This is a genomic window from Gulbenkiania mobilis (assembly GCA_004346645.1).
Classification (GTDB): domain Bacteria; phylum Pseudomonadota; class Gammaproteobacteria; order Burkholderiales; family Chromobacteriaceae; genus Gulbenkiania; species Gulbenkiania mobilis.
The window spans coordinates 89,199-110,167 of sequence record SMDA01000005.1; the positions used below are offsets into that span (position 1 = coordinate 89,199).

General features: G+C 63.4%; 22 protein-coding genes and 1 other RNA gene. 6 read left to right on the plus strand and 17 right to left on the minus strand.

The genetic code is table 11. The features are described from left to right. Window positions 1–25: 25 nt before the first annotated feature. On the minus strand, window positions 26–442 hold the full coding sequence (locus EV669_RS08920; RefSeq protein WP_207913825.1) for a TerB family tellurite resistance protein: 417 nt from the start codon (window positions 440–442) through the stop codon (window positions 26–28). After that, window positions 439–900, minus strand: a complete 462-nt coding sequence (locus EV669_RS08925) for an acyl-CoA thioesterase (protein WP_054285779.1) — start codon at window positions 898–900, stop codon at window positions 439–441. The genes EV669_RS08920 and EV669_RS08925 overlap by 4 nt, the downstream gene beginning before the upstream one ends. Window positions 901–1,019: 119 nt before the next feature. Between EV669_RS08925 and EV669_RS08930 the strand changes: the two genes are divergently transcribed. Then, on the plus strand, window positions 1,020–1,472 hold the full coding sequence (locus EV669_RS08930; protein ID WP_055434116.1) for a universal stress protein: 453 nt from the start codon (window positions 1,020–1,022) through the stop codon (window positions 1,470–1,472). Window positions 1,473–1,474: 2 nt separating this feature from the next. Continuing rightward, the gene (locus EV669_RS08935; RefSeq protein WP_132098452.1) at window positions 1,475–2,308 is read left to right on the plus strand and encodes a radical SAM protein; all 834 of its coding nucleotides are present in this window, start codon (window positions 1,475–1,477) and stop codon (window positions 2,306–2,308) included. Window positions 2,309–2,383: 75 nt separating this feature from the next. Here the strand turns inward: EV669_RS08935 and EV669_RS08940 are convergent, their stop codons facing one another. Both EV669_RS08940 and ffs read right to left on the minus strand, forming a co-directional pair. Then, the gene (locus tag EV669_RS08940; protein WP_054285776.1) at window positions 2,384–2,713 is read right to left on the minus strand and encodes a helix-turn-helix domain-containing protein; all 330 of its coding nucleotides are present in this window, start codon (window positions 2,711–2,713) and stop codon (window positions 2,384–2,386) included. 239 nt (window positions 2,714–2,952) lie between these two features. Next, an RNA gene (gene ffs / locus EV669_RS08945) (signal recognition particle sRNA small type) lies at window positions 2,953–3,051 on the minus strand. A gap of 280 nt (window positions 3,052–3,331) precedes the next feature. Here ffs and argE point away from each other — a divergent pair. Together argE and EV669_RS08955 are read left to right on the plus strand one after the other, a co-directional pair. Next, window positions 3,332–4,516 (plus strand): acetylornithine deacetylase, encoded by a 1,185-nt coding sequence (argE, locus tag EV669_RS08950; protein ID WP_132098453.1) that lies wholly within the window; start codon window positions 3,332–3,334, stop codon window positions 4,514–4,516. Window positions 4,517–4,638: 122 nt separating this feature from the next. Beyond that, a complete protein-coding gene (locus EV669_RS08955; RefSeq protein ID WP_054285774.1) occupies window positions 4,639–6,024 on the plus strand; it encodes a sodium-dependent transporter in 1,386 nt (461 codons plus the stop codon). A 102-nt stretch (window positions 6,025–6,126) separates the two neighbouring features. Here the strand turns inward: EV669_RS08955 and alaS are convergent, their stop codons facing one another. The 3 genes from alaS to recA form a co-directional block, all read right to left on the minus strand. Beyond that, entirely contained in the window at window positions 6,127–8,760 is a 2,634-nt protein-coding gene (gene alaS / locus EV669_RS08960; protein WP_132098454.1) for an alanine--tRNA ligase, read from the minus strand. Window positions 8,761–8,956: 196 nt separating this feature from the next. Next, a complete protein-coding gene (gene recX, locus EV669_RS08965; protein ID WP_054285772.1) occupies window positions 8,957–9,412 on the minus strand; it encodes a recombination regulator RecX in 456 nt (151 codons plus the stop codon). 15 nt (window positions 9,413–9,427) lie between these two features. Next, window positions 9,428–10,483 (minus strand): recombinase RecA, encoded by a 1,056-nt coding sequence (gene recA / locus EV669_RS08970; protein WP_054285771.1) that lies wholly within the window; start codon window positions 10,481–10,483, stop codon window positions 9,428–9,430. Between the two features lie 180 nt (window positions 10,484–10,663). On the opposite strand from recA, the gene hrcA reads away from it, so the two are divergent. Both hrcA and EV669_RS08980 read left to right on the plus strand, forming a co-directional pair. Beyond that, window positions 10,664–11,686 (plus strand): heat-inducible transcriptional repressor HrcA, encoded by a 1,023-nt coding sequence (gene hrcA / locus EV669_RS08975; protein ID WP_055434111.1) that lies wholly within the window; start codon window positions 10,664–10,666, stop codon window positions 11,684–11,686. Window positions 11,687–11,721: 35 nt separating this feature from the next. Next, the gene (locus tag EV669_RS08980) at window positions 11,722–12,351 is read left to right on the plus strand and encodes a lytic murein transglycosylase (protein WP_132098455.1); all 630 of its coding nucleotides are present in this window, start codon (window positions 11,722–11,724) and stop codon (window positions 12,349–12,351) included. On the opposite strand, the gene EV669_RS08985 is transcribed toward EV669_RS08980, so the two are convergent. The 10 genes from EV669_RS08985 to EV669_RS14300 form a co-directional block, all read right to left on the minus strand. Further along, window positions 12,344–13,414 (minus strand): reverse transcriptase/maturase family protein, encoded by a 1,071-nt coding sequence (locus EV669_RS08985; RefSeq protein WP_132098456.1) that lies wholly within the window; start codon window positions 13,412–13,414, stop codon window positions 12,344–12,346. The two genes, EV669_RS08980 and EV669_RS08985, sit on opposite strands and share 8 nt — an antisense overlap. A 297-nt stretch (window positions 13,415–13,711) precedes the next feature. Beyond that, the gene (avd, locus tag EV669_RS08990) at window positions 13,712–14,059 is read right to left on the minus strand and encodes a diversity-generating retroelement protein Avd (protein WP_207913826.1); all 348 of its coding nucleotides are present in this window, start codon (window positions 14,057–14,059) and stop codon (window positions 13,712–13,714) included. After that, entirely contained in the window at window positions 14,056–14,373 is a 318-nt protein-coding gene (locus EV669_RS14140) for a hypothetical protein (protein ID WP_207913829.1), read from the minus strand. Before EV669_RS14140 ends, avd begins: the two co-directional genes overlap by 4 nt. Before the next feature lie 11 nt (window positions 14,374–14,384). After that, window positions 14,385–14,966 (minus strand): hypothetical protein, encoded by a 582-nt coding sequence (locus EV669_RS09000; protein WP_132098458.1) that lies wholly within the window; start codon window positions 14,964–14,966, stop codon window positions 14,385–14,387. Window positions 14,967–15,046: 80 nt separating this feature from the next. Beyond that, window positions 15,047–17,614 (minus strand): phage tail protein, encoded by a 2,568-nt coding sequence (locus tag EV669_RS09005; protein WP_132098459.1) that lies wholly within the window; start codon window positions 17,612–17,614, stop codon window positions 15,047–15,049. A gap of 12 nt (window positions 17,615–17,626) precedes the next feature. After that, complete coding sequence (locus EV669_RS09010; protein ID WP_132098460.1) at window positions 17,627–18,025, minus strand: phage tail-collar fiber domain-containing protein; 399 nt, start codon at window positions 18,023–18,025, stop codon at window positions 17,627–17,629. After that, window positions 18,022–19,188 carry a phage tail protein gene (locus EV669_RS09015; protein ID WP_132098461.1) on the minus strand — a complete coding sequence of 389 codons (1,167 nt, stop codon included), beginning with the start codon at window positions 19,186–19,188 and terminating at the stop codon, window positions 18,022–18,024. The genes EV669_RS09010 and EV669_RS09015 overlap by 4 nt, the downstream gene beginning before the upstream one ends. Beyond that, on the minus strand, window positions 19,181–20,287 hold the full coding sequence (locus EV669_RS09020) for a baseplate assembly protein (RefSeq protein WP_132098462.1): 1,107 nt from the start codon (window positions 20,285–20,287) through the stop codon (window positions 19,181–19,183). Before EV669_RS09020 ends, EV669_RS09015 begins: the two co-directional genes overlap by 8 nt. Then, window positions 20,280–20,630 (minus strand): GPW/gp25 family protein, encoded by a 351-nt coding sequence (locus EV669_RS09025; RefSeq protein ID WP_132098463.1) that lies wholly within the window; start codon window positions 20,628–20,630, stop codon window positions 20,280–20,282. The genes EV669_RS09020 and EV669_RS09025 overlap by 8 nt, the downstream gene beginning before the upstream one ends. Before the next feature lie 45 nt (window positions 20,631–20,675). Continuing rightward, window positions 20,676–20,969, minus strand: a complete 294-nt coding sequence (locus EV669_RS14300; RefSeq protein WP_132098464.1) for a PAAR domain-containing protein — start codon at window positions 20,967–20,969, stop codon at window positions 20,676–20,678.

Consider the following 20,969-nt stretch of genomic DNA (forward strand, 5'->3'; position numbering starts at 1 on the left):
CGGACGGCTCGGGGTGAAGGTGCAGTCAATTGCGGATGAATTCGTTTTCGAGGTCATCCAGCGTGATGTTCCAGTGCGCCATCATGTAGCGCAACAGGGTCATTTCCGATTCGCTGATGGTACCGTCGGCCTTGGAGAGGTCCAGCGCCAGTGCGCACACCAGAATGCGGCGGTTACGGTCGGTCACGTCCTCCAGCAGGCGGTCCACACGCGGCAGGTCGATCAGGTGGATGGTGCCGTCCTGCTCGGCCTCGTCGGAGATGTCGTTGCAGTAATCCACCAGCACCTGCATGAAGTCCTTGCGCGACAGGCCGAGCACTTCATACACATGCAGGGCGTCCAGCGCCTCGATCTCGTGCTGGTCCAGGTTGCCGTCGGTCACGATCAGCATGGCCAGCAGGCGCGACATGGCCTCTGGGCTGTTGGGGCTATACGGTCTCATGATGCCGTTCCTTGTTCTGTTGCCGCGGTTGTCGGGGGGGCAAAGCGCCGGGCAAACGCCTCGGGCATGCGGGCCACCTTGCGCGCCCCATAGTCGAAGAACACGATGCCCGTCTTGATTCGTGCCACTTCCTGGCCCGTATCGGCTCGCGTTGCCAGGTAGACGATATCGCATCCGTATTTGTTGAAATCTGCAAACCCCACTTCAAAGCGCAGGGCATCGCCGTGAAACGCTTCCGCCTTGTAGACCACGGCGGCATCGGCCATGATGAGGCCGCAGCCTTCAATGTCCAGCTCGCTGTAGCCGTAATGCTTCAGGCACTGCAGCCGGGCTTCGTGGGCCAGCCGCAGCACGGCGTCGTTGCCCATGTGGCCGCCGTAGTTGATGTCGCCGATCCGCACCGGCAGTGTCGTCTCGAACACCCAGTCGGTCGGCAGCGCGATCTGTATTCTTGGCATCGGGTTGAGCTGTCAGGGTAAACGGGTCCAGTCTAAACGCACCCTTAACCTGCATCAACCTTGTGCATCACCGCTTTGCTAGACTGAAAGCATCGCTTCAACGAATAAAGGAGCCCACCATGTATCAACGCATTTTCGTACCCGTCGACGACAGCGAGACTTCCAACCTGGCGCTGGCCGAAGCCTGCAAGCTGGCACGCGAGGTAGGGGCCACCGTCCGTCTGGTCCACGTGGTGGATCTGGCCCAGTTCGGCTGGGGGGGCACCGAGTTCCTGGATGCCTCCGAGCTGCAGAAATCGATCAAGGAAGCTGGGGAAAAGGTGCTTTCTCAGGCGCAGGCCCGCGCTTCGGACGCAGGCGTCAAAACCGAGGGCGTCATCCGCGAGAGCTGGGGAGACAAGATCGCTTCGGTCCTGATCGAGGATGCGAAGGAATGGGGCGCCGATCTGGTGGTGATGGGCACGCACGGCTGGAGCGGTCTCATGCATCTGCTGATGGGGAGCGTGGCCGAGGGGTTGCTCAAGCAGGCGGATATCCCGGTGCTGCTGGTGCGCACGCCCGAAGAAGACTGAGCATGTCGCTGACCCACGACAACCACGCGCGCATGCTGGACGGCTACACACTGGTGTATGCCGTCCTGTCGCGCCGTGCAGGTGGCGTGTCGGTGGGGATCAACCTCTGTCCGGACCGGCGCTGCAACTGGCAGTGTGCTTATTGCCAGGTGGAAGGCCTGCAGCGTGGCCGCCCGCAGCCGGTGGACCTGTGCCTGCTCGAGCAGGAACTAGAGCACCTGCTACACGCGCTTGTACGAGGGGAGGGTCTGGCAGCGTTGGGAGCGCCCGACGGTGCGCGTCTGGTGGACGTGGCCTTTTCTGGAGATGGAGAGCCCACGCTTTCGCCCGTATTCCCTCAGGCGGTAGATGTGCTGGCGCGGGTTCTTGGCCGCCTCGGCTTGCATGGTCTGCTGCGCCCGGTACTGATCACCAATGGCAGCCAGCTTCACAGGCCCGAGGTGGTGGCGGCTCTGAGCCGGTTCGCCGACCTGGAGGGAGAGGTCTGGTTCAAGCTGGACCGTGCCACGCAGGAAGGCTTCGCTTCGGCCAACCGCGTTCGCTTATCCCCGCAGGGGCACCTTCAGCGTGCCCGGCGTTGCGCCCTGCTGTGCCCCACCTGGATCCAGACCTGCATGTTTTACGAAGCCGGGCAGCCCCCTTCGGAAAGTGAAGTGCTTGCCTATCTGGACGCCGTAGGTTCACTTTCCTCCATCCGCGGAGTGCGGCTCTATGGCATGGCTCGCCCCACCAGTAATGCCGGCAGCCAACAGGTCACCGCACTGCCCGCCGTATGGCTGGAACAGCTGGCGACGCGTCTGCGCGCGCGAAACATCCCCGTTCAGGTCGCTCCCTGAGCCTTATGTGCGTATGGCGGCGCGCAAAAAAACAGGCTGCCTGGGCAGCCTGTCGATGTGTGTGAGTGGGTGCGGTCAGCTGGCAACGGCTTCGCCGGTGCTGCCTTCCTGCTGCGCGTCCAGTTTGGCGCGCACGGCCTTTTTCAGGCTCTTGTAAAGGTCCGGGTGGGTGGCCTTTAGGTATTCGACAATTTCAAAGTCTTCGCGGCGGACCTTTTCCAGATCGATCTGCTCGACATGAACCAGGCGCAGCAGTTCGCGTACCGGTTTGGGCATGTTGCGGCCGCTCTCATAGCGGGAGCCCCCCGATTGGGTGACGCCGATGCGGCTCCAGAATTCCTGCTGGTTCAGGCCGAGCTTGCGTCGGATTTCGCGCGGGTTGGCGATCTTTTCAAAAAGTTTCATGATGAGTCCTCTTGATGGCAATCGATGCGGATGAATTATTTTTAGGTCTTGCACACTGAACAATAGAAAAAAATAATTCATTGGGAATAATTGATTGTACTGTCAGCCAATAGTTCCGCTGCTGGTTGAATATTAAGTTTTGCTAATGTTATACGCTTGCCGCATGCATGAACAGTGCATTCCACAGTCATGTCACCATGATGGAATCATGTGTCGCAAAGAAATAAAAAGAGGGGAGGGGTGGCGAGCCTGACCCCCGGCACTTGTGCGAAATAACTGTGGCTGCTTCCTTCCGGACCTGACCAGGTTCGCTATTGCACAATGCGGGGAGACCCGCCATAGAAGGACTTCATATTACCTGCAAACAGCGGTCTTGCCAAGCTATCGGTGCCGGAGAGCGCCTTGGCCTGCGAGCAGAGGGAGCATCTGGGGTCTTCTCTTTTTCATCAAAGGCCTGGCTGTGCTGCAAGCCCTATGGGCAGCAACCGGCGGTAGCCATTAAGGGGCGTTGGCACGACTGGCACGGGCGCCAAAGGCACGGTTGAACGTCCCGCAGCCGACAGCGGCTTGCCGCCTTGTTACACTCAGGGTTCAACTTTCTTTTGCCGCGGAGCGACCGTGCTTTCCACTGTTCTGGAACATCTTGCGCGGCTGGTGGCCTTCGATACCACCAGCCGCCTTTCGAATCTGGCGTTAATCGACTGGGCCGAACGGCAATTGCAGGCTACCGGTGCGCGGATGCGGCTGACTTTCAACGAAGAGCGCACCAAGGCCAACCTGTTTGCGCTGATCGGCCCGGAAGGCGTGCCCGCCATCGTGCTCTCCGGGCATACGGACGTAGTTCCGGTGGACGGTCAGGTTTGGCAGTCACCTCCGTTCGAGATGGTTCAGCGTGAAGGGCGGCTCTACGGGCGGGGCACTGCGGACATGAAGGGTTTCATCGCCTGCGTGTTGGCCTTGGCGCCGCACTTTGCACGGTTGGCCGAAAGCGGCTGTTTGGTGCGCCCCATCGGCATCGCGCTTTCTTACGACGAGGAGGTGGGGTGCTTGGGGGTCCGTGGCCTGATCGACGATCTGAAAAGGCAGGGCATTCCCGTAGCAGGCTGCATCATCGGAGAGCCGACCGAGATGCAGCCTGTGATTGCCCACAAGGGCATCGCCCATTACCGTTGCCGCATCACCGGGCGGGCAGCACATTCCTCGCTGACCCCGCAAGGCGTGAACGCCATCGAATATGCGGCGCGGCTCATCGTGCACATCCGGCAACTGGCGGAGGCCGAAGCTGCCTCGGGGGCGCGGCATGCACTGTACGACGTGCCGTTCACCACCCTGCAGACCGGTACGGTAAGCGGCGGGACAGCCCCCAATATCGTGCCTAAGGACTGCGAATTCGTCTTCGAATGCCGCTGGCTGCCTGGCAGCGATCCCGACCGTTTTCTGGCCTCGGCAAGTGCCTACGCTGCCGAACTGGAGCGCGAGATGCAGGCCGTGGCGCCGGAGGCGGGGATCCGTTTCGAGCCTCTGGTGCATTGTCCAGCCTTTGAAGCCGAGGAAGGGAGTGCGGTCTTGAAGTACCTAGAGGCACTTGGGGGTGCCACCTCGGGACAGGCGGTGGCGTATGCGACTGAGGCTGGCCTTTTCCAGGAGGCCGGCATGCCGGCGGTGGTGCTGGGGCCGGGCTCCATCCGGCAGGCGCACCGGCCGGACGAGTACATCGAGATCGCACAGTTGGAGGCCTGCGTGGATTGGCTCGGCAGGTTGGCCGAAAGGTTGTGTCAGCAGGGCGAGTTCGGCAAAGTTTGACCAAAAAGCTTGTCCTGTCCCGGTGCTAGCGGTCAGAATCGCGTCACCGGAGAACCCGGACCAGGGAGCCCGCCCCGGCCACAAGCCCGGCGGGCCGTTTTTTGGACAAGGAAAATTCGAACATGGGCAGAACCTCCCCCACCCCCACCGAACGCCCGGTCGCCACGCGCGACGGGTTTACATCAAGCTTCGGCGTACTGGCCGCCACCCTAGGCTCGGCGGTCGGCCTGGGCAATATCTGGAAATTCCCCTACCTGACGGGCACCAACGGCGGTGCCGGTTTTCTGGTGGTGTACCTGCTGGCCACCTTGCTCGTAGGGCTGCCGGTAATGATTGCCGAAATCATGCTAGGCCGGAAGGCCAAAGCCGATCCGGTGACCGCCATGCGCGAGCTGGCGCCCAAAGGGCAGCCCTGGTGGCTGGTGAGTGCAGCCGGTGTTCTGGCGGCCTTCCTCATCATGGCCTTCTATTCGGAGGTGGCCGCGTGGGTGTTCGCCTACGTCTTCAAGGCGATCGACGGCGCCATCCTCTCCAGTGATCCGAAGGTGACTACCGCGGCATTCAAGGCGCTTGTGGGCGACCCGGTGCAGTCGCTGCTGTGGCAGTGGCTGGTGCTGCTGCTGATCGGCGGCATCCTGTTGATGGGGGTGGCCAAGGGCATCGAGGCGGTAACCAAGAAGCTGATGCCGCTACTCTTCGTGCTGCTGCTGGTGATCTGTGTGCGAAGCCTGATGCTACCGGGCGCTTCGCAAGGGCTGGCGTTTCTGTTTGCGCCCGACTTTTCCAAGATCAATGCCAGCGTCCTGCTCGTGGCCATGGGGCTGGCCTTTTTCAAGCTGTCGATCGGCATGGGCACGATGATGACCTACGGCAGCTATTTTCGGGATGACCAGAACATTCCGGCCACCACCCTGCGTGTGATGGGAGCCGATCTGTTCGTATCCATGCTGGCGGGCATCGCCATCTTCCCCGCCGTATTCGCGTTCGGCTTCGAGCCGGCGGCTGGCCCCTCGCTGGTATTCATCACCATCCCCGCAGTCTTTGCCAGCATGCCCTTCGGCCATCTGTTCATGATCGTGTTCTTCGTGCTGACCTCGATTGCCGCCATCGGCGCCATGCTGTCGATTCTCGAAGTGCCGGTGGCCGTGGTCAGCGGACGCTTCGGGCTCAGCCGCAAGCTGGCAACATTGCTGAACCTGGTGGTGCTCGCCGCGGTTGGCGCCACCTGCGCACTCTCCAGCAGCCTGCTGGCAAACGTGAAGGTGCTGGGACGCACCTTCTTCGACCTGTTCGACTTCCTCTCCTCTTCGCTCTTGATGCCCGTAGGCGGCATCGTACTGTGCATTTTCGTCGGCTGGGTGTGGGGCTATGATCGCCTGCGCGATACGCTGAGCAACGGAGGCGTACTGCACAACGAGGGCGTGCTGCGGGTGCTGTTTTTCGTGATCCGCTTCATTTCGCCCGTGCTTATCCTGGTGGTGATGCTCAACGGGCTGGGCGTCTTCTGAGCAGGGTTGGCCGAAGCGACCTTCGGCCAACCCGTGCTTCTGGCCCTTCCTGCAAAAAAAGCGCCTCGCAGTTGCGAGGCGCTTTTCGTAGGGGCGGCTGGCTTACAGCTTGCCGCTTGCCCACTCGCGTACTGCAGCCAGCGCAGCCGGCAGGTTTTCGGGCTGGGTGCCGCCGGCCTGGGCCATGTCAGGACGACCGCCCCCTTTGCCGCCCACCTGCTGGGCCACGAAGTTGACGAGTTCCCCGGCCTTGATACGGCCGGTCAGGTCGGGGGTCACCCCCGCCACGAGGCTGACTTTGCCTTCGGCACGGGCGCCCAGGACGATCACGGCCGACTTGAGCCGATCCTTCAGTTTGTCCAGCGTCTCGCGCAGTGCGGTGCTGTCCGCCCCTTCCAGCTCCGCAGCCAGAAGCTTCACGCCCCCGAGGTCGATGGCGCTGTCAGCCAGACTTTCGCCTGCGCTGGTGGCCAGCTTGGCCTTCATGCGCGCCATTTCCTTTTCCAGTGCCCTGAGCTGTTCCTGCAGCGCGCTGATCTTGGTGACGACTTCGTCGCTGCTCTGTGCCTTCAGCATGGCGCTCGCCTCGCGGATCAGGCTGTCCTGCGCCTGTGCATAGGCTACAGCATTCTCGCCGGTCACGGCCTCAATGCGGCGTACGCCGGCAGCCACACCGGACTCGGAGACGATCTTGAAGAAGCCGATGTCACCGGTACGCACTACATGCGTCCCGCCGCACAGTTCGGTGGAGAAGTCCCCCATCTTCAGGACGCGTACTTCGTCACCATACTTTTCACCAAACAGCGCGATGGCTCCGGAGCGGATGGCGTCGTCGTAGGTCATGTGGCTGGCGGCCACTTCATGGTTGTGCAGGATGGCGCGGTTGACCATACGCTCGATCTCGGCGAGCTCTGTGGCGCTGACGGGTGCGCCGTGAGCAAAGTCAAAGCGTGTGCGCTCGGCCGTCACCAGCGAACCCTTCTGGGCCACGTGGGTGCCCAGCACGTGACGCAGCGCACTGTGCAGCAGGTGGGTGGCCGAATGGTTGCGTGCGGTGGCCAAGCGCTTGTGCAGATCGATGGTGGCCTGAACGCTGTCACCCACCGAAAGCGCACCACGGGCCATGCGTCCCTTGTGGCCGAACACCGCCGCCTGGATCTTCTGCGTGTCTACGACATCGAACAGCGCGTCCACGCCGCCGTTGGCCGAAATCTCGCCGCTGTCACCGATCTGGCCGCCGCCTTCGGCGTAGAAGGGGGTGTTGTCCAGAATAACGAGGCCTTCTTCGCCCTGCTGCAGCGTGGTGACCGGTTCATTGTTGCGGTACAAGGCCAGCACGTGTGCGTCCCGGCTGACTGCGTCGTAGCCGTGGAAGGCGGTGTCCTCACCGCTGTAATCCACGTTACCGGTCATCTTGAAGCTGGAAGCGGCCCGCGCACGCTCGCGCTGGGCTTCCATCTCGCGCTCGAAGCCCTCAAGGTCCACCTCGATCTCCCGCTCGCGGCAGATATCCGCTGTCAGGTCCACCGGGAAGCCGAAGGTGTCGTACAGCTTGAACAGCGTGGCACCATCCAGTTGCTTCTGGCCGCCAGCCAAGGCACCGTCCAGGAGGGCCATCCCCTTGTCCAGCGTCTCCGCAAAGCGGATTTCTTCCTGGCGCAGGGCATCCTCCACCACCGCCTGACGCTCGCGCAGTTCAGGATAGGCAGCGCCCATTTCCGCCACCAGGTCGGCCACCAGCTTGTGGAAGAACAGACCTTTCTGGCCCAGCTTGTAGCCGTGCCGAATGGCGCGTCGGATGATCCGGCGCAGCACGTAGCCGCGACCGTCGTTGGAAGGCTGTACGCCGTCAGCGATCAGAAAGGCACAGGCCCGGATGTGGTCCGCGATCACCTTGAGAGAGGGTACATCCATGCTGAACGGTACGCCGGTTTCCCGGGCCGCGGCACGAATCAGATTCTGGAACAGGTCGATCTCGTAGTTGGCATGCACGCCTTGCAGGACGGCGGAGATGCGCTCCAGGCCCATGCCGGTATCCACCGAAGGCTTGGGCAGCGGATGCATCACGCCGCTTTCGTCCCGGTTGAACTGCATGAATACGTTGTTCCAGATTTCGATGAAGCGGTCGCCGTCTTCTTCCGGGCTGCCCGGAGGCCCGCCCCAGATATGCTCGCCATGATCGTAGAAGATCTCAGTACATGGACCGCAAGGGCCGGTGTCGCCCATCTGCCAGAAGTTGTCGGACGCGTAAGGGGCGCCCTTGTTGTCCCCGATGCGGACAATCTTATCCGCCGGTACGCCGATTTCCTTATTCCAGATGTCGTAGGCTTCGTCGTCGGTGGCATACACCGTCACCATGAGCTTCTCGCGCGGCAGACCCAGCCATTTGGGGTCGGTCAGGAACTCCCAGGCGTAATGGATGGCATCACGCTTGAAGTAGTCGCCGAAACTGAAGTTGCCCAGCATCTCGAAGAAGGTATGGTGGCGAGCGGTGTAGCCGACGTTTTCAAGGTCATTGTGCTTGCCTCCGGCGCGCACGCACTTCTGTGCGGTGGTGGCGCGGGAGTAGGAACGCTTGTCGAAGCCGAGGAACACGTCCTTGAACTGGTTCATGCCGGCATTGGTGAACAGTAGCGTCGGATCATCCCAAGGCACGAGGGAGCTCGACGGCACCACCTGGTGGCCTTTCGAAGCGAAGAAGTCCAGGAATTTCTGGCGGATTTCGGATGTTTTCATGTTCTATTCGTTCTGGTATGGACTGACAGCAAGCGAGCGGGCCCTCTGCGAAGCGCATCGCCCCCCGGCGGGGTACACGGCTGCGCAAGCAGAGCAATGCCTAGGGCTGTCCGGATGCAATCTTGTGCACGGATTGTGGCAAGCCAGGCCTGTGCTGGCAAGGGTTTTGCGGCGTTGCCGCAAACGGTGAAGGCCTTCAGAGGGAAGGATCATCCGGCAGGTCGTCGGCTGCATGGCGCAGGATGCGCCGGATCACGTCCATGCCAAAGCCACGGGTAGCCAGAAAGCGGATATGACGAGCCTTTTCCTCCGGAGACTGCGGCAGTTGGCCGAACTTCTTCTGCCATTGTGCCAACGCAGCCGGAAAATCATCATGGCCCGAGAGGGCTTCGTCGATCAGCCCGGCATCCACACCACGTTCACGCATCTCCAGGCGGACACGCCGCGTGCCGTACTTGCGCGCGCGCGCCTCGGCAAACTGCTCGGCAAAGCGCGCATCCGACTGCCAGTTTCGCTCCGCCAGTTCGTCCAGTACCGCAGCCAGCGCCTCGGCGCTTTCCGCATGCGGAGCGAGCCGCCGCTCCAGTTCGCGCCGGGAGTACTCCCGGCGCGACAGAAGATCGACGGCCCGCGCTTTCAGGCTTTTTTCCATGCCCGGTCAGCCAGGTCAGCCCAGCAGATCGTCCGGCAGCGCCTCGTCCGGCTGGCCTTCGGTGATCTGGACGTTGATGCCCACCGCGTCGCGGATCTTGCGTTCGATTTCTTGCGCAACTTCCGGGTTGGAACGCAGCCACTCACGGGTGTTGTCCTTGCCTTGGCCGATCTTCTGGCCGTTATAGCTGTACCAGGCGCCGGATTTCTCGATGAAGCCATGCTCCACGCCCATCTCGATGATCTCGCCTTCGCGACTGGTGCCCTCACCATACAGGACGTCGAAATCGGCCTGCCGGAAGGGTGGGGAGACCTTGTTCTTCACCACCTTGACGCGGGTTTCGTTGCCGATGACCTCGTCACCCTTCTTGATCGAGCCGATACGGCGAATGTCCATACGCACCGAGGCGTAGAACTTCAGCGCGTTACCACCCGTGGTGGTTTCCGGGCTGCCGAACATCACGCCGATTTTCATGCGGATCTGGTTGATGAAAATCACCAGAGTATTGGTGCGCTTGATGTTGGCGGTCAGCTTGCGCAGTGCCTGGCTCATCAGACGCGCCTGAAGGCCGACGTGGCTGTCGCCCATCTCGCCTTCAATTTCCGCCTTCGGCACCAGGGCGGCGACCGAGTCGATCACGATCACGTCCACGCCGCTGGATCGCACCAGCATGTCACAGATTTCCAGTGCCTGTTCGCCGGTGTCCGGCTGGGAGATCAGCAACTCGTCCACCTTCACGCCCAGCTTCTGGGCATACTGCGGGTCCAGGGCGTTTTCCGCGTCGATGTAGGCGCAGGTGCCGCCCAGCTTCTGGGCTTCGGCCACAACCTGCAAACATAGGGTGGTCTTGCCGGACGACTCCGGACCGTAGATTTCAACCACGCGGCCGCGCGGCAGGCCGCCCACCCCCAACGCCAGATCCAGCCCGAGCGAACCGGTCGACACGACCTGGAGGTTTTCATTGATCTGGTTGTCGCTCATGCGCATGATCGAGCCCTTGCCGAACTGCTTTTCGATCTGGGCTAGGGCCGCGGCCAGCGCCTTGCTTTTGTCTTCCGTACGCTCCGCCATGCTGTCTCCACATTACGGGTTGATTGAGAGGTTGATTATCGCATATGGGGCTTTCGCCGGCACTTGCAAGAGGGTGGTCGGTACCTGGTTTTCGGCCTCTCTGGCCTCATATAACAAGAGAAGAAAAAGCGGCGTCCCTGCCGGCTTTTCATGCAGATCGGGAGGTGTAAAATGGCTTGCATGATCAGTGAACGCGCAGAACGCCTTCTCAAGACGCTGGTGGAACTCTACATCGCCGATGGCCAGCCCGTCGGCTCTCGCACGCTGTCGCGGATGTCGGGTCTGGACCTGTCCTCGGCCTCCATCCGCAACGTGCTGGCGGACCTGGAGGACATGGGTCTCGTGGCTTCTCCACACACCTCGGCCGGACGCATTCCCACTGCCCGGGGTTACCGGCACTTCGTCGATCGGCTGATGACCATCCCTTCGCTGGGTGAAGAGGAGGTGCGCGAACTGGAACGCTCGATTCGCCCGGGCAGCCCGAAGCGCCTGGCGCAGGCAGCCTCCACGCTGCTGTCCGAGCTGACCCACTACGCCGGGGTCGTGATGACCCCGCAGCGCCCGGACACGGCTTTCAGACAGGTGGAGTTTCTGCGCCTTTCCGAGCGTCGTATTCTGCTGATCCTGGTGACCACTGATGGCGACGTACAGAACCACCTTTTCATGCCCGAACGCGACTACTCTCCTTCGGAGCTGGTCGAGGCCGGCAATTTCATCAGTCAGCACTATGCGGGAAGCGGGCTGGGGGCCGTGGCCGACCGCATGGAAGGCGAGTTGCGTCAGCTCCAGCACGACATCTCCGAGCTGATGGCTGTCGCGATGCAGGTGGGGCGGCGCCATCTGGAAAGCCGATCCGAGGCGGTGGTGATCGCTGGCGGAAACAACCTCCTGCACGTACGTGACCTTTCGGCCGACCTCAACCGGCTGCGTGAACTCTTCGACACCTTCGAGCGCAAGACCGAGCTGCTGCGGCTGCTGACCGAAACCCGTGCCGCTCAGGAACTCAACCTTTTCATTGGCGAGGAGTCCGGTGTCACCACCCTCGACGAGTGCTCGGTGGTAACCGCCCCTTATTTCATCAATGGTATGCGCGTAGGTACGCTTGGGGTTGTCGGCCCCACGCGGATGGCGTACGAACGCGTGATTCCGCTGGTGGATCTGACGGCACGACTCGTCAGCGACGCCCTGTCCTATTCCGAATGACCCCGGTCGCCTCGCGGCCGCGCAGGAAGCCTTCCATGAAAAGACTGATCTTCAGCGCGCTGGCCGCGTTGCTTGTTCCCCCCATGACCCTGGCCGATACGCAGTGGCTGCTGCGTCCCGATGTGCAGCGTTACATTGATGAACAGGTGACCGAAGGCGCCCTTACACGGGCGGAGCTGGAAACGGTGTTTGCCAATGCCGAGCCCAAACCCTCCATCATCGGCATCATGGACCGGCCGTCCACCTCGCGCCCCTGGTACCAGTTCCGTCCCAATTTCTTCAACGAAAAGCTGCTGGCCAACGGTGTGGCCTTCTGGAAGGACAATGCCGCTACGCTGAACCGTGCCGAGGCACAGTACGGGGTGGCCCCGGAGATGATCGTGACCATCCTGGGTATCGAAACCCAGTACGGACGTACCACCGGCAGCTTCCGCGCGGTGGATGCGCTGGCTACCCTGGCCTTCGACTACCCCCGTCGCGCCGATTTCTTCCGTGCCGAACTGACCGAACTGCTGAGGCTGGCCCGCGAGGAAAACCGCAATGCCTTGGCGCTCAAGGGCTCGTATGCGGGCGCAATGGGTTATCCGCAGTTCATGCCTTCCAGTTTCCGCAAGTGGGCGGTAAGCACGCGAAAATTATTTGAGACAAGCGCTCGAATTATTTGAGACAAGACGGATTATTTGAGACATCAGATTCGGGGCATTTTCTCACCAAAACCAGGTCACCAAGAACGCCCTCCACGGTGCGCCTTGCACTGCAATGCTTTGAGTAGGCAAGAAACGACATAACCCTTTGCCGAACAAATTCCAGGCCAATCTCTCCCGCATGGTACTGGGCTGCCATTTCCCGGAAGGCCAGGCGCGCCCGCTTGATGTTCCGCTTGCGTGGCAGGATGTGCGTCGGCCAGATGCGGTAGCCGCAGAAGTCGATGCCGCGCTGCCACGGGTGGATCGCGGTCTTCGGGTTAAGTGAAAGCGCCAGGCCATTCACGGCCTCGCCGAGTTCCTGCATCACCTTCTGGGCTGAAGCCTTGTCCGGCATGATGGCGACGAAATCATCCATGTAGCGGACGTAGAAGCGGATGCCCATGTCGTCCTTGGCGATGTGATCGAGGCGGTTAAGCATGACGTTCGCACCCAGTTGGCTGGTCATGGCGCCGACCGGCAGTCCGACGCCGGCGTCATGGCCGTAGCCGCTGATGATCTTGCGCCACAGCCAAAGCACGTCCTTGTCAGAAATCGTGCGCTCCACCTCGGTCATGAGCATGTCGTGCCGGATGCTGGCGAAGTATTTGCTGATGTCGGCCTTCAGGACATAAGCCTTGTCGCCCCAGTTGCGCCGAGCGACGCGCAGGAAGTGCTGGGCACGGAAGACGGCGCGCTGGGTGCCCTTGCCCTCGCGGCAGGCGAACGAGTCCGGGATGAATTTCGCCTCGAAGAGCGGATCGACAAGGCGTACCAGGGCATGATGGATGACGCGATCCTCGAACGGAGGCGCCTGGATCATGCGCATCTTCGGCTCGAAGACGGTGAATTCGCGCTGCTTGCCGGGCGCCCAGGTCTTCCAGATCAGGTGATTTTGCAGGTTGATCAGGTTCTCTTCGAGATTGCTGGCGAAGCGCATCACCTCAAGGCGATACCGCTTTCCGTGGCGCGCTTCCTGGAAGGCTTGGTACAGATTGTCGAAGTCGATCAGCTTGGCCCATAGGCCGTTGGTTGTTTTCGGCATGATGTTCTTGTGGGTGGCCGGGCGCCGCCACGTTCGCCGGTTTCCCGGCTACTGGCCGCAGCGCCCTGTTCATCTTCGACAGCATGGTCAGGACAATGGCCCCAAAGGAAATGCGCTGGACGGCGGCCACTTGTGCCGCTCGTCTTCTGGCGTTAGTCGTTTGCGAGGCGGCCGCCGATGTTCGTATTCGAGTTCGATGCGGCGTTGTTGACGTTCAGATAGAACAGGCCGGCGTTCGCGCCGTTGCTCCAATTGCCGCCGTTACTAAGCCATTGCCCCTCAAAAAATCAGTGATGGTTACATGGCACTCCCTTCGTGCTTGATCCACGCGCCGACCATCTTGCCTATTTCGTTCGTGTGTCGCATCCAGACTTCCAGTCGGTTGGTGTTGATGTAGCCCATGCGGTGCGCCTTGCGGATGAAGCCCCGGAAAACTTCGATTTCGACATCAAGATCAAACAGCGCGCCGGACTTCTGCCGCCGCTTCCATGCGACCACTGTCTGGCGCAGCATCTTGTTCATGGCGGTGCGCATTTCGGCGCACAGCAGATGCCGCTCAATCCGTGGAAACTGGTGCAGAACGGTGTGGGTGTAGGCGTCCAGCTCTTCGAGCTTGGTCAGCAGAGCAAGGTGCGCTTCGTTCAATCCACAGGCTCCCCTTCGTCGCGCTCGATATTCCGGGCGCAATGACCGGGGTCGATCTTGTCGAGAAGCCGGCAGAGCAGGCACCCCCATGCCTTGCCCTGGCGGGCGGCCTTGCCGGCCCGGCTGCTGACCGTCTCGTCCTCGCTGCCAGTGCGCCCGACCAGGGCCGCGTTCAGCGCCTGGTCGTTCGCCACTGCCACAGGCCACGCCCGATTGCTCCCCACGATGGCGGCACCCAGGGCAATCAGGTTGCCGGCCAGCGCCATGAGCATGGAGCCGATCAGCAGGCCGATGCGGGCGCAGTAGCGTTTCATGGCCTCGCCCTTTACCAGACGATGGATGCCACGTCTTCCGCCGTGGCCGCCAGGTCGATCAGGTCTTCGGCGGCCTGCCGACGGCCGATCAGGGAGCCGGAGGCAGCGGCGTAGGCGTTCATTTTGTTCAGCACGCGCGAGGCCAGTTCCGCCACGGGCAAGCCGCGCGCATCGGCGATGGCCGTCAGCAGCGGCGCCGGGGCTTGCGGGTCGGCGGCCAGGGCTTCGGCTTCATTGACTTGCTGGGGCCAGGACTGGATTTCGCGCTCCGGGTAGGAGGCGGCCAGCGATGCGACGGCGGCATTGCAGGCGTCGTTGATTTCGGCGCGCTTGGCGGCCTTGGCGGCTTCCAGCTTGGCCTCAATGCCGGCATCAAGCTCAAGCTCGCCCAGGAGTTCGCAGGCCGCAAGATCGCAGGCCGGGATTTCCTCGGATTCGCCCTTGATGGTGACGGCGACAAACAAGCCGTCCGCCCGGTAGTCGGCGGGCACTGCCCAGGCTTTCACCTTGGCATCGGCGGCGACGGTCGGCAGCGGGACGGTCTTTTCGACGCCTTGCACCGTGACAACCAGAGAACCATTTTCGATCTTCATTCTTCGATACTCCTTCAGGAAGGAATGGGCGGCCCGCTTGGCGGGCCCGCCCGATTACATGACGCGGGTCACATGACCCATTACACCTTTGCGAGGCGGCCGCCGACGTACGTATACGAGTCCGACGCGGCGTTGTAGACGTGCAGAGCGAACAGGCCGGCGTACGCGCCGTAGCCCCAATTGCCGCCGTGGTATGCGACGCAACTGGGGTTCTGGTAGAAGTAGTCGCCATAGGTGCCGTTGCCGGCGGTCGCATTGGTGGTTTCGGCGGCAAAGACGGTCGACAGGTCGTAATCCGTGCCGCTGGCGGTCGCCATCGTGACGGGGTAGTTGCTGCCCGGCGCCGTCAGGCTGGTGGTCTGGTAGGTCTTGTTGCCGTTCTTGTCCCAAATCTTGTACTTGGAACTGGCGTCGGTTTGCAGGCCATCGACCATCTGCCACACGTTGCCCCACAAGCCCACGATGCCGCGCCATGTGGCCTGGGCGACGGTGGCGTTATCGACTGCCAGTGCGGACGAGCCGGAGACGTGGCCTTGACCGACCAGGGCCTGGCTGTCGGAACCGCCCATTTCGATCAGCGCCAGCGTCTGGATGGCTGAAAGCTGGTAGATGTTCCACAGGCCAAAGCCGGTCACGCCGCCAGTGTTGCGTGCGGCCGCACGGGCCTGCATGGTCGGGAAGTCGATGGAGACCAGCGGCGCGACGCCTGCCACAGAGCCCAGCTTGGTGCCGCCGTCGTTGGTGCCTTGGTACTTGCCCACCCAGAACTGGTCGATCTGTGCACCGGCATTCATGAAGGCCGGATGCACGCTGAAGCCGGCGACGGGCTGGTCGGAAACCATCCAGTAGCGTTTGCCGGCATAGGGGCCACTCGGGACGGTGCCGGTCTTCAGGTAGAACTTGGGCACCTTCACCATCGCCTGGCCGTCAATCGTCTGCGGCACGATGCCGGCGTAGGTCGGGTGGTTGTTGAAGGTCGCGGCTGTGGTCGTGATGGCGTTGAAATTCTCATCGACGCGCTGCCATGCGCCCGCGCCGCCGCCGGTGGCCGTGCAGACGATGCCGATGATCTGGGCGAACTGCTGCTTGGTCATGAAGGCGATGTCGGAAGACCACTCGGACGCGCCCAGGCTGGCGCCGATGTGGCGAACGCGCATCACGTACTGGGTCTGCCCGGCAACCAGGACGCCGGCGGGAACCGTGTAGCTGGTCTTGGCCGTGGTGCTGGCGCCGGAATCGTGCAGCGGCGCGGCCCAGGTGCCGGAGGCGAGGCGAATCTGCCACTGGCTGGCGGCGTGCGTGTCAGCGCCGCCGGTCGTGGCGAAGGCGGAGGATTGCAGCGTCGGCTGTTCCGGGATTTCGGCCTGGCCGCTGGTCGGCGTGATGACGGTCGGGGTATTGACGTAGGCATAGCTCGCCTTGGTCGTGAAGCTGGTGACGGCAGACCAGTCCGACACCAGGCCGGCAACGTCCTTCACGCGGGCGCGGACGTAGAAGGTGGTATTGACGGCGAGCACGCCGGCCGGAACAGAATAGGTCATGGCCGACTTTTCGCCGGAGTCGTGCAGGACGCTGGCAAACGTGCTGCTGGTGCTGATCTGGAACTGCGCCGTCGAGAAGGCGTTGCCCGCCGGGCTGACGTAGTTGGAAGCGGTCAGGGTCGGCGTCTCGATGACGTTGGTGGCGCCGGTGGCCGGGCTGCTAATCTTGGGCGCATTCGGGCGCATGAGCGGATTGACGTAACCGCCCTGCCCGGTGCCGCTGCCCAGCGCGACGACGTGCTTGATCACCATCGGCTCGCCATCGACCACCAGGCGCAGATAGCCATCGCCGCGCATCGGCACGACGTACTCATAGTCAGCGAAGCCTTCAGGTACGCCGCTGGTGCCGCCGCCGGAGCGACGAACCGACCAGGCGCGCTCAGTCCATGCCGTTGTGTAGGCGTCGCGGAAATACAGGCGGGCCTCGCCGGCATTCAGGCTGCGACGGATGACGACGGCGCGGGACGTGTTGTCGTCGCCCAGGTTGATGGCACGGGAAACCCACTGGCCGCCAATGGCGCCATCAACGCCGCCTTCGGGCCGCGCGACGAGCGTGGAACCGGTCAGCTTGGCGCCAGCGCCCCAGTTACGGGACAGGTTGGCCGCCAGGCGCAGGCGAGTACCCGAGTGGATGGCGGTGACGCGCACCAGGGCGGTATCGGTCGCATCGGACAGCAGGTAGTCTTCGCCGACCTTGACGCCGCTGGTATCGGCAACGTCCAGGGAGTCGTCGCCCATGATGCCGGAGGTGACGGAAACGCCCAGGTGGTTTTGCAGGTTGTAGCCGGCCGCAAAAAGCTCGAAGGCGATGCGGCGATTGCGATACAGCCAGTCCAGGCTCACGGCGTTCTGCACCGACGTGGGCGATGCCAGGCCGGAGAGCGTGCCGGAAATGCCGCCGATCTGGGCGACGATGGCATTGATCGTCTCAGAGAGGGTCGGCTTACCGACGCGGGCCGCGCGGATTTCGTTTTCGGTTGATGTCTGGCGCTGGTCGAGACTGGCAAAATTCTCGTCGATCTCTTCGTAGCGGGTGTTCCACAAGGCCGGAATCGCTTCCGGCTCGTTGTTGGGAATCGGGGTAATACTCGGGTTAGGCAGCGTCATGGCCCCTCCTGATTAAAAACGGGGTTTGATACGGACTTCGTACACTTCGCCGGCATCGACCACCTTGGGCGCCATGGTGCGATACGCCACCAGCCCGCCCTCAGCATCAATCAGCCCGGCCTCGGAAAACGCCATGCCCGCCGGTGCATCAGCCGCCACCAGCTCGGCAATCGCCAGCGCCTCGGTGGGCACCGGCAGCGTCAGACTGGCAATCGGCACCCGCAGGCGCTCGCTGTACAGCGCCGTGCGATTGGCCGGCGCCGGCCTGGCGGCAGCGCCAGCGTGCCCGCCATCGCCGAACGCCATGTGGGTGATACGCGGCAGCGCCCGGCCGCCCGCGCAATGCTCGGCCAGCCGGCCGCGCCAGTAGTCCGTCACCACCGCCTCGGCCTGATACAAGAAATCAGTCATTGAACCTTCCTCACGCTAAATTCCGGGCAGCGCATGCCACCCAGGCGCCACAAGCCAGAAACGCGCAAGCGGGCCGGCTCAGGCAGCAGCACCCGCGCCCCCAGCGCCCACGCGCCGTCCAGCCGCCGGCAATCGAAAAACCGCTGCCCCCACAGGCGAAACCCGGTCTCGCCCACGCGCCGCCCGCCATCGAGCCGCGCCGCCGACAAACGCCAGCCGCCATCGAGCCGCCGCCGGCGCCAGAACAGCCGTTCCGGCGGCAGCACCCGGACTCCGGGATCAACCGGCAACACCTCGGGCCGGGACACCGGCGCCACCGCCACCGCCAGCCGCGCCGACACCTCGCCGCGCACCCTGCCATGGCGCAGGCGATAGCCCGGCACCGCGCCATGCACGCGCCCCAGCACAAAACCGAAGGCCCGGCCATCCAGCCGCACCCCCTCGCCATCCTTGCCCAGCCGCCAGAGCGCATCGGCATAGCCGGACAAGCTGCGGTTTTCCCAGGGGTAGAGCCGGGTCGACGGCAAAAAAGCCCGCAGGCCCGCCGTCGCCGTCACCTTGTGCCGCGCCACCAGGGCCAGCCACAGCTGCCAGATCGCATGACGCGACACCGGCTTCCATTCCTCGACCAGCGCCTTGATCAGCGGCAGCGCACCAGCCTCGCTCACCTCGGCCAGATTCATCCGCACCAGAAACTGCGCCCAGTGCTGCACCTGCGGGATGTAGGTCATCCGATCCAGCGGGCGCAGCGCCACCGCACCATCCAGCGCCCACGAGCCGTCGAGCAGATGCGGATTCAGCGCCGCATAGGCCGCCCGTTGGTCCGCCTGCTCAATGATCTCCACATTGACGCCCACCGGCTTGAGCGCCTCGCGCACCGCCCACGGCGTGCCCTTCTTGCGATGCAGCGCAATCGAGCGCTTGATCAGCCGCCGCCGCGCCTCATCTGTGTTCGCCAGGCGCCAGCCTTCCAGCCCGGTCAAATGAAGCTGCCGCCCCAGCTCGGGCAGCAGTTGCGCATCCACCGCATCCACCAGATAGACCAGCAGCTTCTCCACCGGCAGATCAGACAAGCGCGTCACCAGCGCCGACAGCGGCCCGAAGCGCGCATCCAGCGCAATCACATCCGGGGCAACAGGATCGTGCAGCAAAGGCTCAGTCATCACCCACCCCGGCAAGCGTCACCGACTGGCTCACGGCATGCGCCCATGCCTCTGCCGGCACCACCGTGTCCGCATTCGGTGCGACAAGATTCACCCGATACACCCCCGGCACCGACAGCGCAGCAATCAGTTGCGAGCGCACCACATCGCGCCCCAGGCTGCCCGCCACCTCAGCGCAGAAGGCTGCCAGCGCGGCTTCCGCCCGCGCCAGCGTGGCCGCTGCATCGGCATCGGAAACCAGCGCCAATTGCGCGTCGACCGCAAAAGGCACATCCAGCGGGTCCGCCACCTCCACGCCATCGCACAGGGGCCGCACATCCTCGGCAGAGGCTGCCGCCAGCACCAGGGCTTTCACCTCAGGCGAGGGCAGGCCGGTCGTCGTCAGCGGGTAGAGGCGCACCAGGCCCGGCGCGGGCGAAGTCACCGCCACGTCAACAATCAAAGGGGAGGCACTCATGGCCGCAAAGCGATACGCCAGACGCGGCCCAGCGGTAGAAAACATCTCGGGCGCCAGGCGGATACGCTCGCGCAAACGGTCGTCGCCCTCCGGGTCGGCGCCGCCGGAAGTCGTCGTCAGATTCGCCACCGTCACCGCATCGGGCAGGATCGACAGCGGCTCCCTGATCTGCCCCGGCAGGTAGCCGTTGCCCATCGGCCCATCGGTATCGCACACCGCCGGCAGGTCGATGAACTGCCCGCCCGCGCCGGCTGCAATCAGCCCATCAGCCGTGGTGGAAAAATACAAACCCGGCGCCGCCTGGATCAGCGTGCCGGACGGGATCAGGGTCGCCGCCGCCGCAGCCCCCGGCCGGGTAAAGCGCAAGGTCGTGCGCGCCGGCTGGGCAGCAAGGCGGGACACCCCCACCAGCTCCCCCAGAAAATCCAGCATCGGCGCCCGCGCAAAAGCCACCAGATTCTGCCGCGCCACATCGTTGATCAGGCCGCGCACCAGGGTTTCCCGGTAGGCAATCAGGTCGATGAACAGGCGCTCGATCTGCGCCGGGTACAGCGTCTTGCCGGTCGCAGCCTCATAGGCGCGCACCAGCTCGTCGGTAATCGCCAGCGGATCATCCGCCACCAGTTTGATTGGCTCACTCACCGGGCATCACCTCCGCCGTCGCCTCCAGCCCATCGGCCAGACGGAACACCACGGACACCTTGATGCCGGCATCGCCTTCCTGCGTCACCGTCACCTTTGTGACGGTCACGCGCGGCTCCCAGCGCCGGATCGCCGCCACCGTCTCGCGCACCACATGCGGCCGGGCGCGATTGATCGGGTAGTCGATATAACGGGCGAGATTGGAACCGAAGTCCGGGCGCAGCGGGTCAGACCCCAGCGGGGTCTTCAGGATGATGGCAATCGACTGGCGCAGATCATCCAGGCCAATCGCCTCGCCATCGCCGCCCAGGGCGGGCTGCCAGTGGTGTTCTCTCGGAATCATGCCGCCATGATGGCGACAGGCTGCGCCGGGCTGAATTAAACGGATTTACCCGTCGACAAAGACGTTCGGACTTCCGGTTGCGCAAACGGAACCGCACGCCACCGCATCGCCGATGCGCGCCAGCGCCCGGCCATTGGCGAATACCGTCGGCGAACCCGTCGCCTGCACCGATCCATGGCATTCAGGGATAGCCGGGCAGCAATGCACCTCCCAGGCATCGCCCACCCGGTGCGCCCCCAGCCGATTGATGAACACATCCGGGCTGGCCTCGGCATTTGGCCGCGACGGCCAGCAGCCGTGCCCGGTGCAAATATCGCGGTGACGGTGCGCGGCCGGCAT